Origin of the sequence: Leptolyngbya sp. FACHB-671 (assembly GCF_014695745.1) — a bacterium.
Classification (GTDB): Bacteria; Cyanobacteriota; Cyanobacteriia; order Elainellales; family Elainellaceae; genus JAAUTN01.
Genome location: NZ_JACJOV010000067.1, coordinates 56,708 through 74,060 on the forward strand (window position 1 = coordinate 56,708; position 17,353 = coordinate 74,060).

The following is a 17,353-nucleotide window of genomic DNA, read 5'->3' on the forward strand; positions in this document are numbered from 1 at the left end:
GCACCTAGAGAAGCATGAGATAGGTCAACGATTGAGTATGCGTGCAAAATCTGCGGTAAGATTAAAGGCTGCATAAAATCACCACGCCTGCCGCAAAGGAGATAACCCTATGGCTCGTATGTATTACGACGCTGACGCAAACTTAGACCTTTTATCTGGAAAAACTGTTGCCATCATTGGTTATGGCTCTCAAGGTCACGCTCACGCCCTCAACCTCAAAGACAGCGGCGTTAACGTCATCGTCGGTCTATATGCAGGGAGCCGTTCGGCAGCCAAGGCAGAGGCAGAGGGGCTAACTGTCAAACCAGTTGCAGATGCAGCCGCAGCCGCAGATTTCATTATGATCTTGCTGCCCGACGAAGTGCAAAAAACGGTTTATAAGCAAGAAATTGAGCCACATCTGACCGCTGGTAAAGTGCTGGCATTTGCTCATGGCTTTAACATTCACTTTGCTCAAGTGGTGCCTCCCGCTGATGTGGATGTAGTGATGGTCGCCCCCAAAGGCCCCGGACACTTAGTGCGGCGTACCTATGAGCAGGGAGAAGGTGTTCCCTGTCTGTTTGCTATCTATCAGGACGCAACGGGACAGGCTCGCGATCGCGCTATGGCTTACGCGAAAGGTGTCGGTGGCACCCGCGCCGGAATCCTGGAAACTACCTTTCGCGAAGAAACCGAAACTGACCTCTTTGGCGAACAGGTGGTGCTCTGCGGCGGCTTGAGTGCCCTGATCAAAGCCGGATTCGAAACCCTGGTTGAAGCTGGCTATCAGCCCGAGCTGGCGTATTTTGAATGCCTGCACGAGGTCAAACTAATCGTAGACCTGGTAGTTGAAGGCGGCTTAGCCAAAATGCGCGATAGCATCTCCAACACCGCTGAATACGGCGACTACACCCGTGGCCCACGCATCGTCACCGACGACACCCGCGCCGAAATGCGTCAAATTCTCAAAGAAATCCAAACTGGACAGTTTGCCCGCGAGTTTGTCCTGGAAAATCTCTCTGGCAAAGCTGGTTTTACCGCAATGCGTCGCCGCGAAGCTGAACACCCCATTGAAGAAGTGGGTAAGGATTTGCGTGCGATGTTTAGCTGGCTGAAGAAAGTGTAGAAAAACCAATTGAAAGGTTTGATTTTCGCGCACGAACAATCAAACCTTTCAATCAGAGCCTAATCCTCTAACACTGGACGTTTCTCACTCCACCGATTCACCGACTCGATCTGAGCTGCCAGAGCAATGATAGTAGCTTCGGCAGCGGGACGACCTACGATTTGTACGCCAACGGGTAAGCCTTCTGGAGTAAAAGTGGCAGGGATGGCGATCGCAGGCTGTCCAGTCGCGTTGAATGGCGGACAGGGCGCAATCCAGTGAATGATTCGCTGGAGCGTTTCTTCAGGAGTTAAGCTTGCAAATTCGCCGACGCGAATTGGGGGATGCAGGTAAACAGGCAATACCAGCACATCATAGTTTTCAAAAAAGGCGATGATGCGACGGGCGATCGTCTGCATTGCCCATACGGCCCTTAAGTAGTCACCGCTAGAGTCGTTGTGAGACAGCAGCCAGCGGTTAAATGAGCCAAGCGCCTCGGCGGGAATACCTGACGCAGCAACACCTGCCCGCCAAACCGCGCTAAATGGCTCAATCAAATCGCTGCAATCAGGACAGGCTTGCTCAACGGTATGACCTAATTCTTGAATGAGAGTAGCTGTTTCTAACACGGCTTGCTGTCCCACCGGATCAGCTTCCCCAATGGGATGAATTCCCGTACTGAAGGCAACTTTAAGCGGCTGAGCTAGTCCCTGCTGTGAGGTTTCGATGAATAGTGAACTGGGAGTCGGCAGCCAGTAAGGGTCACCCGTTTCATAGCCTGCCATCACGTCCAGCAAGGCGGCTGCGTCAGTGACAGTGCGGGCGAGCGGACCGTTAGTAGCAATACCACTTTGACAGTCGCCTACAGGCGCATAAGAAACTCGACCGCGTGACGGTTTGATGCCTACCAAGTTACAGCAGGAGGCAGGACCCCGAATTGAGCCACCCCCATCAGAGCCTTGAGCAATCGAGCAGAACCCGCTGGCGATCGCTGCTGCTGCTCCACCACTTGACCCTCCTGGCGTGTAGTCCAAATTCCAGGGGTTGCGCGTCGGCGGGAACCCTTCCGGCTCCGTATAGGGAAGCGACCCCACCTCAGAAGTCGCTGTTTTGCCTAAGATAATAAATCCGGCTTGCTTCATTCGACTGACAACCGCTGCGTCATGGGTGGCAATCTGATCCTTGAGCATCGGGTTACCGTAGCTACAGGGTACACCCGCTAGCGCATTCAGGTCTTTAATTGCTGTGGGCACACCAAAGAAAGGCGGGAATTTTTCCTCTGGGTCTGCCTCAGTCAGCGATTCAGTCTTAGCTTTTGCATCCTCTAGCGCCAAATCAGCGATCACCGTGAAATAGCTGCCAATCCGAGAATCTAGCCGTTCAATTCGCTCTAGATAAAGCTGCACCAGTTCTAGTGGCGAAACTTCCTTCTTACGAATCAATCGAGCCTGTTCAAGTGCAGGGGCAAATGCTAAATCAACTGGGTTCATAATCCTATCCACGAGTCCTGATGCTGACTTTATCAGCGAATGGTAAACTTCGGTCGCTAAAAGCTACCACATTGGAAATTGGCTAAAGAACTTCCTAGCACGTCAAAATTAGAACGTTGGGTTGCGCTGCGCTTCACCCAACCTACCAAATTACAGGCAGTAGACCTGTAGGTTGGGTTTCGCTCTGCTCTACCCAACGCTTTAGTACTTGCCGCACTCCTCCCTCAGCACGGCGATCGCCCCATTCCATCCAATTACTTTGAGCCTATGGTGCAGGTGGGACATCAGACTTTGGGTCTGGAAAGGCACACTCCACCGTGATTTTGATGTTGCAGCCAGCCGTACCAGAAGCAATGTAGGGTACACCACCCACACCTGTAACGTTTACACCAAACTCCAGAGTTACTTTCTTGACCTCAGCGATCGCCAACTCTTTAAACGCCTTTAGCGTATGTGATGTATATGTGCGAATCGTGCCCTCGATCGCCTGAAAGCTTCGTGCCATCTGCTCTGGCGGTTTAGAGAATGCTCCCTTTGCGCCCCCTCGTCTCACTTCTCCCTCAGTCTCTTGCGGAACGGTGATAGGCGTTTCTACTTCCTCAGTTGCCTCTACATAAATCACCGTGTTTTCGTCAACCTGAATTGCCTGAAGTCTGCTCATGTGAATTTTAGATAAACGCTAGCTGGATTATTCCCGGATTCAAGCTTAGGGTAGTGAGCAGAATCATCACACGGTATTTCACCCATCACTTCAACCCATGCGAAACAGCTGTGTCAGAACTGCGATCGTGACATCAGCTATTTCGTTTTGGCGATCGCCCTTCTGGTAAGCTACATTCGGCGTAACTATGGGAGTTGTAGCTTGCCAACGCAACAACAATCCAATACAGCAATCTTTCTTTGTCAGTTGCTATCCAATCTGTACCAGCCTATTCAAGTTTTCCGTTACGACCAGAAATTGAAGACAATTTACATTCAAGCTGGGGGAGCTGACGAGATCACGTTGATAATTAAAGAAGATGGCAATTGGGATTTTGTCCTATGACACAAAACCTGTATCAGATGACCAATGCAGAACTAAAGCAATTTATTTCAGCACATCGAAACAATGAAGAGGCATTCAGAGCAGCCTTGGAAGTACTGATGAGCCGCCGTGATCCCAATGCTCCATACCAACCTTATCCCTTTGACTTGAATGATCCTGAGGGTGAGGTACAGTCCATTTTTGAAGAGAAGCTTAGAAAGACCGAGCAGTAGCAGTTCAATAGAATATGTCTTCAACGGCGATCGCAAGATGCCAGCTATTGGGAAATCTGTTGTGATAGCAGGAGTTGATAGAGTTCGCTAAGCTGGCTGACGATTTTATTCCAACTAAATTGTTTGCGAACTTGTGCTAATCCACAGGCACCTAGCTGTATTGCCCAAACTTTATTGATTAAGAGGCGATCGATCGCCGTTGCAAAAGCTTCTGTATCTTGAGGCAGAACCCGTAAGCCCGTTTGCTCGGATAGTACTGTAGACTTCAAGCCACCTACATCCGAAGCAATGACAGGGGTGCCACAAGCCATTGCTTCGATCGCGACTAACCCAAACGGCTCGTAGTGGCTGGGAACCACACACACATCAGCCGCTGCATAGTAGAACGGCAACATGTTGTGCTTCACTTGGCCTGCAAATAGAGTTCTCTCATTCAGCCCAATTTCTTGAACAATTCGTTCAATTCGGTTGCGCTCTTGTCCGTCGGGTTGATCTGGGCAACTGCCTCCGACAATGATAAGTCTTAACCGACCTGCAGCAAATGTCTCAGTTTTGACACTAGCGCGAACTAATGTTTCGATTCCCTTGCGAGGATCAAATCGTCCTACGTACAGCACAATCTGCTCATCTAAGTTCAATCCTAATCTGGCTCTGGCTTCGGCTTTAGGGATAGTGTGGAAAATCTCAAGGTCAGTTCCATAAGGAATAATTTCTACTCTTCCCTTACTAGATACCAGGGTGTGAAGATACTCCTGTTCTTGGGGACTGGTTGCAATGACGCAGTCTGCTTGCTCAAGAATTTGTTTTTCAACCGCGAGTCGAGTGAGGGCGATCGCCGGTTGATGAGCCAGCGTTTGATACTTAACAGCTCCCAATGAGTGATAGGTGTGGACAAGTTGCACAGGATGACGAGCTTTTAACTGCAAGCCAATCCAGGCAGAAAGCCAGTAGTTTGTGTGGATGAGAGGATAGTGAACTCCTTCATGACGGCCAAATGCCTCAAATGCTTCTACAAATTGGGGCATATACTCAAAAATTTCATCTCTAGGAATAAACCGCTCCGGTCCCGCAACTAGACGAATGGTGCGGCAATGAGCAGAATGCTGAACAACAGTAGGATCGTCTGGTTTCACTTTGCGAGTGAACATATCCACCTGCCATCCCAGCTTCGCTAGAGTTTCTCCAACATAACGAACATAAACGTTTTGACCGCCTGCTTCTTCAAATCCAATTTCGGCTGCGGGGTCACCGTGGTCGGAGATTAGCGCAATTCGCTGCCTACTTGAGCGTGAATGACTTGGACGATTAGCGTCGCATCCTATATCAAAAGATTGGGGAATTGCCTGACAAACTCTGTTTGAGTAGTAAATCTCACTGTCCATTATTTTATTTACTCAAATGCTCCCAGCGCTTTTAATGAGGCTTTTTGCGGGTCGGTAATGCCCGTAGCTCCGGTGATTTTCGTGTCCTGATAGGGTTTTTCACTGCTCAGAAGAGTGAGAAGTGTTCCCGTTTTAACATCCCAAATAATGATGGATTCGTCATCACTGCCGCTAGCGATCGTTTCACCAGTGGGGCTAAAGGCGATCGCCTTCACCCAATTGGTATGACCTTCTAAAATCTTGAGACATTCGCCCGTTTGAGTGTCCCAAAGCCTAACTGTTTTGTCGCCACTACCACTGGCGAAAATGCGGCCATCTGGGCTGAATGCTACCGACCGGAGAGGACTGCTATGTCCTGCTAAAGCACTGTATTCACCGGAATCAATATTCCATAATCGGGCAGTACAATCCTCATTTCCACTCGCCAAAATACGACTGTCAGGGCTAAAAGTGACAGACCAGACCCAGTTATCATCTTCAAGCGTTTTAACACATTGCCAAGTGCGAACATCCCACAGTCTGACAGTTTTATCATCACTGCCACTGGCGAGGAGCAAACCATTTGGGCTAAAGGCAACTGAACGCAGACGACTCGTATGTGTATTCAATGGAGGGATACATTGCCAGGTGCGAACATCCCATACCCGAATGGTGCAGTCATCACTGCCACTGACAAGCAACATTCCATCTGGGCTAAAAGCAACTGTAGAAACCCAATTGGTATGAGCTTTCAGAATTTTGATACATTGCCAGGTGCGAACATCCCATATCCGAATAGTGCAATCATCACTGCCACTGGCAAGCAACATTCCATCTGGACTAAAGGCAACCGTTCCTACCCGGTTTGTGTGCCCGCCTAAGGCAGCAAAACTTTTGCCAGTGCGACAATCCCAAATTCTCACTTTGCGGTCATCACTGCCGCTGGCGAGAATAAATCCATGCGGACTAAAAGCAACAGTTCCGATGCGATTAGTGTAACCGTTGAGGATTTTGAGGCATTTGCGGGTGTTTGTTTCCCATAGCCGGATCGTTTGATCTTCACTGCCGCTGGCTAGCACATTGTTGGAATTGAAGGCGATCGCCCCAACCCTATTTGTGTGTCCTTTCAGCGTCGCGTCACAAGTGCCATCAGTAACATTCCATAGCTTGATCGTGTGGTCATCACTACTGCTAGCTAGTACCGTTCCATCGGGGCTAAAGGCAACTGACCACACCCAGTTGGTATGCCTTTCTGTTGCCTGCCCAAACACAGTGAGACATTTGCCAAGCCGCACATCCCACAGGCGAATACAGCAGTCTCCACCGCCACTGGCGAGCGTGATACCGTCTGGGCTAAAGGCAACGGATGAAATCCAGTTTTGATGCCCCTCCAAAGTGTGAATACATTGTCCGGTGCGGACGTCCCACACCCGCACGCTGTGATCTTCGCTGCCACTAGCAAGAAGGACACCATCAGCACTGAATGCAACTGACCACACCCAGCCTTTGTGCCCTTTTAAGGTGTTGAGACATTTGCCCGTATTGACATCCCACAGCCTGGCGTGACAGTCATCTCCTCCACTAGTGAGTAGGGTGCCGTCCGCACTAAAGGCAAGCGATCGCACCGGGCCACTGTTTTTCACTTTGTAGGTACGCAAGCAAATTCCTTGATTCACATCCCACAGTTTGATGACCTGATCACCGCCACTGCTGGCGAGACGTGTGCCATCCGGGCTAAAGGCTACAGTTCGCACCCAGCTATTGTGTTTTCCCTGCCACGCTAAATGATGTTTACCGTCCGCGATGTGCCACAACCGAACTTCTCCATCTACATCTCCTGTGGCTAACTGTTGCCCATCAGGACTAAACATGAGCGACAAAATACTGCTCAACGTTTCAGAAAAAACAGATTTTGCCAGATCAGCGCCCGCCAAATTGACATGATGTAAGCTAACAAATCGCAGATCGGCTTGCCAAACCGCAATATCAGAAAAATCATACTCACCACCAATCACCTGCTTAATTTGGCAGAGTAAGTTGATAATATTTCCGCCTGCATATCCTGGTGTGATCGGTCGTTGTTTGGGTAGAGCCGCAAGAATTCGCTTAAGCTGCTGTTCTACCCCTTCTGCACCACCAAAAATAGCAAGTAGTCGATTGATGATTGGTTGAAGAATTGAGCGAATTTGCAAGGCTTTAACATAGTCTTTGGACTCCGCTTTGAGCAGAGCATAGCGATTAAACAGATCGATTTTCTCAGTCTTAATTTCCTGGCAGACCTGTTCAATTAGTTGATCTGTCATGTATTCCATGACCACGGGCTGTAGTGTAAAGGATGATCGTTGCTCAACCTCAATCAGCGATCGCCGTCTCAAGGACTCGATGACTTCTGACAATTCTCCAATAGAAATAGGTAAAACCGTGTCTCTTCGCAGTTCCGCCACTGAAACGGGTTCCAAATTGATGGTGAACCAGTACATCACATCTTTCTCTAACTCAGAAAGGCGCTCAAACTGCTGATCTAACAGGCTACGAATATCTCCTAAAAAGATCGAATCCTCTTCCTGTCCTAAGAAATCTGAAATGTTGCCACCAAAGGTTTCTTGAATTGTGGTTGAAACAATTTTTAAGGCTAATGGGTTTCCTCGATACCGTTCGATCAGTCTCTTGCACTCATCTAGCTCATGTGTTGGAATGGACAAACCTCTCGATTGCAGTAGTGCTTGTGCATCTGTCGCGTGTAACCCTTGTAGTCGAAGCGATCGCACCGTTGATCCTGCTGCTTCTAATAGTGCAACTTCTTTGGGTTTCTCTCGGCTGGTCAGCACCAGGCAGCTTTGATGAGAACTAACTCCTACCCTCGTGAATAACTCACCATAATCCTCATACTCATCTTTATAAGAACCGACCAGCACACCCTGTTGCAGAATTGCCTCTACATTGTCCAGGATTAACAAATAACGATGGCTGTTTAGCCAATCGATGAGTTGTACTAGTCTTCCTTCTACATCTCCAGGCAGTTTAGTTGCGGGTAGATGAGCTAAATTTTGCAGGATATCAGATAAGACATCTTTGAGGAGGGGGGTGTTACGCAGCGATCGCCACAACACCCCTTCAAACTTGTCTTGCGATCGCTCTACTAACTTTGCGGTCAGCGTAGTTTTTCCAATCCCACCCATGCCCAACACAGTCACTAAAGCGCAGTGGTCTACGGTAATCCAGCTTTCTAGCGTCTGTAGCTCAGCTGTGCGCCCAAAGAAAATGGGAGCGCTAGGAATATCTTCTAAACCCGAAGGCAATGCAGTAGACAACGGCTGAAAAGAGCGTTGCTTCTCCAACAAAATTCTTCGCAGCGCCTCTAACTTTCCAGGTGTGCCGCCCGGTATCGCAAATTTGTTGTAGACCGAACCCAACCGTTTACGGACAGCAACCGCGCTAACCCCCAGCGTTTTTGCACTTGCCTCTGCCGTCTGTCCTGCCAGAGCATGACGTAATGCTAGTAGCTCAGCGCTTGATACTTTGTGGGCAACGGCAATGTTATTCAGGAAATCTTCAGGGAACTCGGTCATACAAGAACACCTCTGCACAGGTTCTCAGAGGGCCATTGATTTGAGCTACGACCGAGGAGAACCTAGCTGACTATTTGATAAATCCAATTCTACCGATTGACAAGTCAAATTACCAACACTATACTCATATTATCAACTTGATAAGTCATCTAGAATTAGTTGATAATTCGGTGTGAGGCTGCGTGGCTAAGACACAACCTGATGTAGAGGTATATCGATGTACCTACAGCCCGGTACTCCTGATTCCCTTGATGCACTGTTTGCATCATTAGAGAATGGCATTTATCTATGTCACCACTCTAAAAATGGGGAAGTTGAACTAAATGTTAAAAAGCTGAGTGCTAGCGAAATTGAGATCAGCGTTTATTCGTACTGCGGTTCAATGCGCTGTTCGCCCGACGTGTTGAGAGAGTATTTGGAAAGCTGGACAGATAATGCTAGCAGCGACATTGTTAATCACTGCGGTCATCTCAGACGAGAGGTGCTTAAGGCTTTACCTGAAGGTTACTTGTCTGCAAAGCTGGACTTCTCCAAATGTAAGAGAAGCAATATCTCTCCTGTGCTTTACCTAACGGCTTCTTACCTAACCGATCACAGACGTTGAAATGAAAACTACTCTGTATCAACAATACTAAGTGGCTGTTACAGCTACTAGTTTTGCAATCTATAACTGAATAACTTTTCAGCCAGGAGAGTTGAGTCACTAGCTACAAAGGCTGACAGTGAGATATTGCTGTCAGCCTTTTTGATTAGTACTTGAACTTTCCTTAAAGTCAACAATCACAAAGGATCACAACGTTTGAGAGGTGCATCAAATGGACTTATTTCTACCCGATCGCCCTGAAATCTTTTCAACTCCAACCCAGGGCAAAGTTGATCAAACCATTACTCAAAATCGCCCTGGAAGGGTCGAATGTTTTGGCACCTGTTGGGCTGCACAGCTTTATCCGACAGATTGCATTACAGCGATTTTTCCCGGACAACTTGTCAATGTAATTGGGCGTAAAGGAATCACGCTACTTGTAGTACCGAGTAACTATCGCATGAATGAACTTGAAGATTTGATTGAACCTATCTCGATTTGCGATCGCCAAGACATTTCGTGCTGAAGCATTTTCCAATCAACCAAAACGGAGATTAAGTCATGAAACGGATTAGCTTTAAAGCAACGCAAGGACTTTGCATGGGATGTTTAAGTTTGGCGATCGCCGCTTCCCCTTCTATCCAAGGAACGAAGGCTTTTGCTGTATCGGACTCGGTAAGTTCTAGTTACTCAGTGAATACGTTGTCTGTTAACAACAGACCAATAACAAACGAACCCCAACCCACTCTCTCCTCTAAGGTGACCGGTGGTTTCGTGTTAGGTATAGGAGCAGTACTTGGAATAATTCTGCTCCTTGTAGCATCAAGCCGAAGCAACAGCGGTCAGGCAGGCAACAGTACTCATCTTGCTCGTCCTTCGAGGAGAAAGAACCTTGATTCTGCTGACTTTTGGAGCACCATGCAAGCTACCAATGACGTGAGCAGCAGCAACAGTACGAGCAGTGATTGTAGTAACAGCACTAGCAACAGCAGCTCGGGCGGTGACAGCGGCAGCATCAGTTGGAGTGGCGGTGACTGCAGTGGTGGCAGTAGCTGGGGCGGTGACAGCGGTGGCGGCAGTTGGGGTGGTGGTGATTGCGGTGGCGGCGGTGGTGATAGTGGTAGCGGTAGTTAGGGCAGTGGTTACTAGTATTTCCAAGCGGAATCTGGGAACAAGAAGATAAAAAATGGCACATCTAGTTAGATGTGCCATTCTTGGATTTTTGGGTCAGAAGGGAGATCGCCTCTTATTCACCTTCGCCCAAAATCACCTGGTCAATCACTTCGATTTGACCTGCATCAGTGACAGTCCAGACATCGTAGTTGCCGACCACGTCACCGTTTTCATCAATGTCAACGTTGCCGCTAGCGCCCTGGTAGTTGATGTCTTCACCGTTTCGCAGTGCTTCTAACCCAGCGCAAACGTCAGTGACTTCGGTGCCGCCTTCTGCCACATTACGGAGTTCAGCGGCGATCGCGCTTCCCTCGTTCGAGCCAGCCGCCTCAGCCGCCAACATTAGCAAAGCCGCAGCATCCCAAGTGTGAGGCACAAATGCTCCGGGTGGTTCGCCCTTAGCGTCTTCCCACTTAGTGGTAAAGTCTGCTAGAGCAGGGCCGCCTGCACCAGGTACAGTCCCGATCGCTCCTGCCAGAATATAGCTACCGTCAGCAGTTTTACCCACCGCTTCAGGAAATTCTGGAGTTTGCACCCCGTCAGTTAACAGAATCTGCACCCCTTCAGTCAAGCCCTGTTCGTAAGCCGATTTGAGCAAGAGGCTACCCGTCTCAGCGTAGAGAACTGCAACAACTGCGTCTGGTTCACCACCAAAAGCCGCCGCTGCTTCAGATTCAAAGGTGGTAGCTTTGGGGTCATAACGGGTGGGGTTGTCTTTGTTAACAACTGTGCCGCCACGCTCTTCAAATTCTCTGACAAAGGCTTGCTCAAATCCGACTCCATAGTCGTTGTTGATCACAACAGTAGAGACGTTTTGCCAGCCTTCATCGATCGCCAGTTGAGCTAGCGCTTCTGCCTGATAGGTATCCGGTGGAGCAGTCCGGGCCCAGAAACCATTAAAGTCGCCTGCTGCTGCTTTCTCGGTAAAGACGGGGCTGGTGCTCCCTGGAGACACCATTGGCACCTCAGTCCGAGCCGCGATATCGACTGCTGCGGTAGACACACTGCTAGCAAAAGCTCCTACAACTGCGCCGACCTGGTCTGCTTCAACCAGTTTGGTCATTGCTTCTGCACCAGCAGTTGGGTCAGTCTGGTCATCTTCAACCACCAGGGTGACATCTGCATCATTGACACCACCGCATGCGTTAACCTCTTCCACAATCAGGGGAAGAGCATCTAGCATAGGCTGACCGATAGAGGACAGGTCGCCCGTTGCAGGGAGGAGTGCGCCGAGCTTCAGACCGTCTCCGCTAGCAGCAGCGGTTTCTTCTGTTGCAGGAGCTTCGCCCTCAGCAGCAGGTTCAGTTGGGGCTTCTTGACAAGCCGCAGCCAGGAAACCAACGGTTAAAGTGGCGATCGCTAAATTAATTGCACGAGGCTTAAGAGTGCCTTTGAAATCAAACTTTTTCATCTGAAAATTTTACTCCTCGACTTGTCAAAGGAATGACAGATGGATGACCTGATCAAATCTCAGGTTCCTCCAAATTTCTGTATCTAAGTGAGCCTAATCATAAAACAATATTGCGGAAAAAGTAATCAAATGAAGGGTGACAGGCGAAGAAGCCTATGCTAAGCCTTCAGCTATTTGTCGCTACAGTACTGCCCCTTATAGGGTTGCTGATCCACCAGGACGGATATCAGACAGATACAAAGAGGCGAAGAGGGGCACAGACCAATTCCTTCATAGCTCCTCTTCGCTTATAGCTCCGACTACACGGATCGCTTCCTACAGACTCACTCGTTTTAGGTTGCTGCGTGGGTCAAAGGTGCGGCTGCTGCGAATTTTTTCGTAGTATTCTCGCTCGGTGGCGCTTAGCTCTTGTGGGGCGACGATCACAATTCGTACCAATTGGTCACCGCGATCGCCTTTTGGCTTCGACCAGCCTTTGCCGCGCAGTCGCAGCGTTTGTCCAGAGCGGATTCCTGCCGGAATGTTCATCGTCACATTGCCGTCAGGGGTGGGAACCTCAATCGATCCTCCTAGAACAGCCTCGTCTGGGGCGATCGGCACCTCACACACCAGGTTATCTCCCTCAAACTTGAAGAAAGGATGGGACTGAATTTCCACATTCAGGTACAGGTCGCCTCTCTGTTGCGTGTAGGGGCTAGCCTGTCCCTTGCCTTTTACCCGAATTCGGCTCTTGGGCTTGGCTCCCGGTGGAATTCTTACGTCAATGACTTCACCGCCCAGGTTGAGCCGCTTCTGAACGCCTCTAAAAGCTTCTGATAGCGTAAGTGACAGCGTTGATTCTAAATCTGTGCCTGCGGACATTGAGTCGTCGAACCCAGACGCGTCCTGAAAGCCACCAAAGCCACCGAACGGGGAACTGCCGCCCGGACGGTAGGAGTAGGTGCGTCGTCCCCCTCCTGCTGGCGCACCGCCAAAGCGACCTAGCAATTCGTTGATGAAATCGTCAAAGCTACCGTACTGGCTGAAGTCAAATCCGCCAAAGTCGGTTCCAGCGCCGGACGGCCAGCCACCACGGCCAGCCTGTTTCCAATACTGTCCAAACTGGTCGTATTTTTGCCGCTTGTCAGAGTCAGACAAGACTTCATACGCTTCACTGACTTCTTTAAAGCGGGCTTCTGCAGATTTGTCGCCAGGGTTCATATCAGGGTGATACTGCCGCGCCAACTTCCGATAGGCCTTTTTGATTTCGTCAGCGCTGGCAGTTTTGTTTACTCCCAAAATGGCGTAATAGTCTTTGAAGTCGGTCGCAGCCATCAACCCGTTTCCTCCATAGGCTCTGATTCTAAGCTACCAGGCAGTCAAGTTTGATGCGGTTCGGTTCCTGCCTGATGTGCGATCGCAATTTCCACACCCTCGACCACCATAACCTCTGAATCAAGCTGATCAGCCGTCTTGAGCAACTTATAACTCGCTTTGTGGAAGGCAGAATAGCGGAGCAAGTCGTGCATTCCCTCCTGCACACTGGGTATTGCACCCATTAAACAGCGATGCATTCGCAAGATTACGTCTTCGGGCACATGGCGATCGCGGTTGCGGCTGCGCTCCAGACACGTTTCTAGATCGGTATCCAACCACAGTCCTGTAATTCGGGTAAAACCTGCAACTTTGGCTGCAACAATTACCTGCCGCCGATTTCGCCGCACTGCATTAGTTGCGTCAAAAATTGCCGATCGCGCCTTTCCCTGATTGATTTGATCAACGGCTTGCTGAAACTGTCGCTGCACCTCTGCCCAAATTTTAAGCCAGGAACCCTGAATCGCCTCATCACCAAAGAGCTGTTCTCGAATTGTGTCGGTTGAAATCAGCAAAGCTCCCGACCCAGCAAGCTGCCGCGCCAGGGTAGATTTTCCACTTCCTGGTAATCCAATCAGGAGTATGAGTTGGGACATACAGATAAGGCTACCGTGTATACGCAAGCCTTATCTAAGCCCAAGATGCTGCATTTCGCCCCAATCCCCGAAATCCAGGACTTCTAACCCCTAGCTGACTGACAAATCTTCTAATGTAGTAGCGCGTCAAGCTTAGAACGTTGGGTTACACTGCGCTTCACCCAACCTACCCAACTTACGAATAGTAGAACCGTAGGTTGGGTGGAGCAGAGCATAACCCAACACTTACCTAGATTTCGTTGGGTTAACACACTCGCTTCACCCAACCATGGCATAACCCATAGTTTTGGGAGTTTTGTCAGACAACCAGTTTCCAAGCCTACAAACAGGAGGGTGTTAAATCACTGTCCCATCAGGAATAATGGCATTCTTGTGAATCACAACAATGCCGTTGATGATATGAAACCCATCCTTCTCACGGTCTGCTTCTTCAACGTGATCTTTGTTGATAATTTGCACATCACAACCAATATGAGCATTTTTGTCAACGATGGCGCGACGGATGGTGGTGTTCGCGCCGATTCCTAGAGGAACGTCGGTGCTAGAACAGTCACTCTGCCGCTCTGCGAAAGGTTGGTAATAGTCCGAACCCATAATCAACGTGTCTTGAATCACGCCGCCTGCTTCTACGCGGGTACGAATTCCCAGCACTGAATGATGGATCTGGCAGCTCTTGAGAATGCAGCCATCGCCAATCATCGACTCCGTTACCTGGCAATCCAACAGCTTGGTTGGAGGCAGGTAGCGGGCGCGAGTATAGATCGGAGCACCTTCGTCGTAGAAGCTAAAAGGTGGTTGTGGCTGTTGAGTCAGCGCCAAATTTGCGTCATAGAACGACTCGATCGTTCCGATGTCTTCCCAGTAGCCCTCAAACAAATAAGCCTGAATGTTGTGGTCTTTAGCGGCGGATGGAATGATCTCTTTGCCGAAGTCGGTTTGCTCAAGCGATCGCTTCAAAAGCTTGATCAAAACATCTTTCTTAAACACATAAATGCCCATGGAGGCAATGTAGGGGCTTTCTTTAGCCTGCTCTGGCGTCAGTCCTAGCGTTGTGGTGTCAACCTGCATCCGCAGCAGGTCTTCGCCCTTAGGTTTCTCAGAAAAGCTGACGATCCGCCCAGAGCCATCAATCTTCATCAAACCAAAGCTAGAAGCCCGCTTTTCATCAATTGGCACCACCGAGAGGGTAATGTCCGCATTGGTTTCCCGGTGCCGCTGGACAAACTGGCGATAGTCCATTCGATAGAGATGGTCGCCCGACAAGATTAAATATTCGTCAATATCCCACTCTTCTAGCAGCCAGAGATACTTTCGCACCGCGTCTGCCGTTCCCTGAAACCAACTGGGGCTATCGGGGGTTTGCTGTGCTGCCAACACCTCTACGAAACCGTCTGAAAAGCCTGGAAAGGTGTAGGCACGAGTAATATGGCGATTGAGAGAAGCGGAATTAAACTGAGTTAGAACGTAAATTTTGAGAATTTCTGAATTGATGCAGTTGCTGACGGGGATATCGATCAGGCGATACTTTCCTGCTAAAGGTACGGCAGGTTTTGCCCGCTGTTTTGTCAACGGATACAAGCGGGTACCCGCGCCGCCACCCAGAATAATTGACAATACGTTTTTCACAATGACCTCTTAACTGCCTCTTAACTGCCATTCCATTCCCAAGTCCAGTGTCCAATTGTGAGTGGCAGTTTGCAAGGGGATCAAGGAAGAAAAAGGCTCATTCTTTAGATAGAGGCGGTTTTTTTGACAAAATTTTCCAGAGGATAGATCATTTGCTCTCGCAAGATCACTAAAGATTGTTGATTCTTCGCCTCCGGTAGCTAAGCTTTAGTCGCAAGGCTTCGTATCCCATAAGCGAACATGGATTGAATCAAGGTAAAAATTTTAGGTTGGGGGCTTGCCCCTGCTAATGTCAAACCCGTCTGTAAAGCAGCGGTATCGGTAGGGCGAAGCATTCGGTTACAATCCTTTGCCCCTGAAGCACAATTCTTTTGCCGAATGCTTCGCCCGTACATCAGATAGGGCTTCTTCACAAAATGGCTTCCGGGCTCAATCCACATTTCTGAGTCCGATCGCCTCATGAAGATGGGTTAAGCCATGTTCCTCTAGTTTTTGTACCAGCCCTTCCAAAATGCGGCGCACCATGGCTGGACCTTCATAAATCCAGCCTGTATAGACCTGCACCAGACTGGCTCCAGCAGTAATTTTTTCCCAGGCATCTTCTGCGGTAAAGACACCACCAACGCCAATAATGGGAAGCTTTCCCTGAGTTTGCCGGTAAACAAAGCGAATCACTTCGGTCGAGCGCTGACGTAGGGGAGCACCGCTAATGCCGCCTGCTTCTTCAGTGACGGGCTTACCGGTTTTGCTAATAATTTGGGTTTTAAGTCCATCGCGGCGAATGGTCGTGTTGGTGGCGATGATGCCCGCCAGCTGATGTGCTTGCGCCAAGTTCAGGATGTCGGCGATCGCTTCCCATTCCAAATCGGGCGCAATTTTGATTAGAATTGGCTTGCGCTGGTCATTTTCTTGCTGTAGCACCTGCAAGATTGGTTCGAGTTGTTCTGTTGCTTGAAGCGATCGCAACCCTGGCGTATTAGGAGAAGACACATTCACGACAAAATAGTCTCCCCAGTCTTTCAGCAAACGAAAACTGCCCAGATAATCTGCGGCAGCCGACTCTAGCGGTGTTAATTTAGACTTACCTAAGTTAATGCCCAAAGGAATGTTGGGGCGATCGGCAACCAGCAAGGAACTAGAACCCTCATTTCCTTGCCCTTTTACCCTAGTGGCGATCGCCTGTTTATCGCCCATTGCCTCCAGCCTTACCGCCATTGCAGCTGCGCCCTGGTTATTAAATCCCATCCGATTGAGAGCCGCCTCATCTAGAGGCAGGCGAAACAACCGGGGGCGCGGGTTGCCAGGCTGCGGCTGCAGCGTTACCGTTCCCAACTCAGCAAAACCAAAACCAAAACCAGACCAAATGCCAGCTGCCAGACCATCTTTATCAAAGCCAGCCGCTAACCCGACCGGGTTTGTGACCTCCAGATCCCATAGCTTTTGCTTTAGGCAAGGATGTTCAAAGCAGTAGGCATTCTGAATTTGCTGATAGAGCCAGTGCGGAGGGTCATGATCGCGATTTTGGCTCAGCCAGCTAAATACTTTAATTGTTTGCTGATGCAGCCATTCTGGATCTGCCTTTAAGCCGGAGAATAGAAGAGGACGGATGCCCGTTTGATAAATGTCCAAATTGCCAATTTTGTCGCTAATTCGACTAAAGAATTCAGCTAAAGTTCAGGAGATGTCGAAATGTCTATCTGCCCAAACCAGATGCTCTAACTTCAGAATACCAGTCTATATCAGTCAACTTGACTACATTAGATTGTTCAAACTAGATCGTTCACAGCATTTTGCCCAGCATCAAATTTAGGATAAAAACCATCAATCAAAAATCTGAGCGTAAGGAACTG

General features: G+C 49.2%; 16 protein-coding genes. 5 read left to right on the forward strand and 11 right to left on the reverse strand.

The window, feature by feature from the left end; translation table 11 throughout:
* Nucleotides 1-109: 109 nt before the first annotated feature.
* Nucleotides 110-1,105: a ketol-acid reductoisomerase gene (ilvC, locus tag H6F93_RS08210; RefSeq protein ID WP_190641642.1), complete on the forward strand. Its 996-nt coding sequence runs from the start codon at nt 110-112 to the stop codon at nt 1,103-1,105.
* Nucleotides 1,106-1,164: 59 nt separating this feature from the next.
* Here ilvC and H6F93_RS08215 read toward each other — a convergent pair whose 3' ends face one another.
* From H6F93_RS08215 to H6F93_RS34590, 3 genes are all read right to left on the reverse strand, one after another.
* A complete protein-coding gene (locus H6F93_RS08215) occupies nt 1,165-2,574 on the reverse strand; it encodes an amidase (RefSeq protein WP_190680034.1) in 1,410 nt (469 codons plus the stop codon).
* Nucleotides 2,575-2,839: 265 nt separating this feature from the next.
* Nucleotides 2,840-3,235: a CU044_2847 family protein gene (locus H6F93_RS08220; RefSeq protein WP_190680035.1), complete on the reverse strand. Its 396-nt coding sequence runs from the start codon at nt 3,233-3,235 to the stop codon at nt 2,840-2,842.
* A gap of 90 nt (nt 3,236-3,325) precedes the next feature.
* A complete protein-coding gene (locus tag H6F93_RS34590; protein ID WP_277882834.1) occupies nt 3,326-3,448 on the reverse strand; it encodes a hypothetical protein in 123 nt (40 codons plus the stop codon).
* Between the two features lie 33 nt (nt 3,449-3,481).
* Here H6F93_RS34590 and H6F93_RS35085 point away from each other — a divergent pair, with 33 nt between their 5' ends.
* Both H6F93_RS35085 and H6F93_RS08225 read left to right on the forward strand, forming a co-directional pair.
* Complete coding sequence (locus tag H6F93_RS35085; protein WP_524537917.1) at nt 3,482-3,619, forward strand: DUF6888 family protein; 138 nt, start codon at nt 3,482-3,484, stop codon at nt 3,617-3,619.
* Entirely contained in the window at nt 3,616-3,831 is a 216-nt protein-coding gene (locus H6F93_RS08225; RefSeq protein WP_190680036.1) for a DUF6887 family protein, read from the forward strand. Before H6F93_RS35085 ends, H6F93_RS08225 begins: the two co-directional genes overlap by 4 nt.
* Before the next feature lie 44 nt (nt 3,832-3,875).
* Here H6F93_RS08225 and H6F93_RS08230 read toward each other — a convergent pair whose 3' ends face one another.
* Together H6F93_RS08230 and H6F93_RS08235 are read right to left on the reverse strand one after the other, a co-directional pair.
* Complete coding sequence (locus tag H6F93_RS08230; RefSeq protein WP_190680037.1) at nt 3,876-5,213, reverse strand: glycosyltransferase family 4 protein; 1,338 nt, start codon at nt 5,211-5,213, stop codon at nt 3,876-3,878.
* Nucleotides 5,214-5,221: 8 nt separating this feature from the next.
* Complete coding sequence (locus tag H6F93_RS08235) at nt 5,222-8,761, reverse strand: eIF2A-related protein (protein ID WP_190680038.1); 3,540 nt, start codon at nt 8,759-8,761, stop codon at nt 5,222-5,224.
* Nucleotides 8,762-8,978: 217 nt separating this feature from the next.
* On the opposite strand from H6F93_RS08235, the gene H6F93_RS08240 reads away from it, so the two are divergent.
* Nucleotides 8,979-9,365 carry a hypothetical protein gene (locus H6F93_RS08240; RefSeq protein ID WP_190641648.1) on the forward strand — a complete coding sequence of 129 codons (387 nt, stop codon included), beginning with the start codon at nt 8,979-8,981 and terminating at the stop codon, nt 9,363-9,365.
* A 211-nt stretch (nt 9,366-9,576) separates the two neighbouring features.
* Nucleotides 9,577-9,870 carry an NfeD family protein gene (locus H6F93_RS08245; RefSeq protein ID WP_190680039.1) on the forward strand — a complete coding sequence of 98 codons (294 nt, stop codon included), beginning with the start codon at nt 9,577-9,579 and terminating at the stop codon, nt 9,868-9,870.
* Nucleotides 9,871-10,166: 296 nt separating this feature from the next.
* On the opposite strand, the gene H6F93_RS08250 is transcribed toward H6F93_RS08245, so the two are convergent.
* From H6F93_RS08250 to H6F93_RS08275, 6 genes are all read right to left on the reverse strand, one after another.
* Complete coding sequence (locus tag H6F93_RS08250; protein ID WP_190680040.1) at nt 10,167-10,502, reverse strand: hypothetical protein; 336 nt, start codon at nt 10,500-10,502, stop codon at nt 10,167-10,169.
* Nucleotides 10,503-10,590: 88 nt separating this feature from the next.
* Nucleotides 10,591-11,928, reverse strand: coding sequence for an ABC transporter substrate-binding protein (locus H6F93_RS08255; RefSeq protein ID WP_190680041.1), 1,338 nt, complete (start codon nt 11,926-11,928; stop codon nt 10,591-10,593).
* A 315-nt stretch (nt 11,929-12,243) separates the two neighbouring features.
* Entirely contained in the window at nt 12,244-13,242 is a 999-nt protein-coding gene (locus tag H6F93_RS08260; RefSeq protein WP_190680042.1) for a DnaJ C-terminal domain-containing protein, read from the reverse strand.
* Between the two features lie 44 nt (nt 13,243-13,286).
* Complete coding sequence (locus H6F93_RS08265) at nt 13,287-13,877, reverse strand: AAA family ATPase (RefSeq protein ID WP_190680043.1); 591 nt, start codon at nt 13,875-13,877, stop codon at nt 13,287-13,289.
* Between the two features lie 336 nt (nt 13,878-14,213).
* Nucleotides 14,214-15,503 (reverse strand): glucose-1-phosphate adenylyltransferase, encoded by a 1,290-nt coding sequence (locus tag H6F93_RS08270; RefSeq protein ID WP_190641654.1) that lies wholly within the window; start codon nt 15,501-15,503, stop codon nt 14,214-14,216.
* Between the two features lie 429 nt (nt 15,504-15,932).
* Nucleotides 15,933-17,132 carry a quinone-dependent dihydroorotate dehydrogenase gene (locus H6F93_RS08275; RefSeq protein ID WP_190680044.1) on the reverse strand — a complete coding sequence of 400 codons (1,200 nt, stop codon included), beginning with the start codon at nt 17,130-17,132 and terminating at the stop codon, nt 15,933-15,935.
* Between the last annotated feature and the right edge of the window lie 221 nt (nt 17,133-17,353).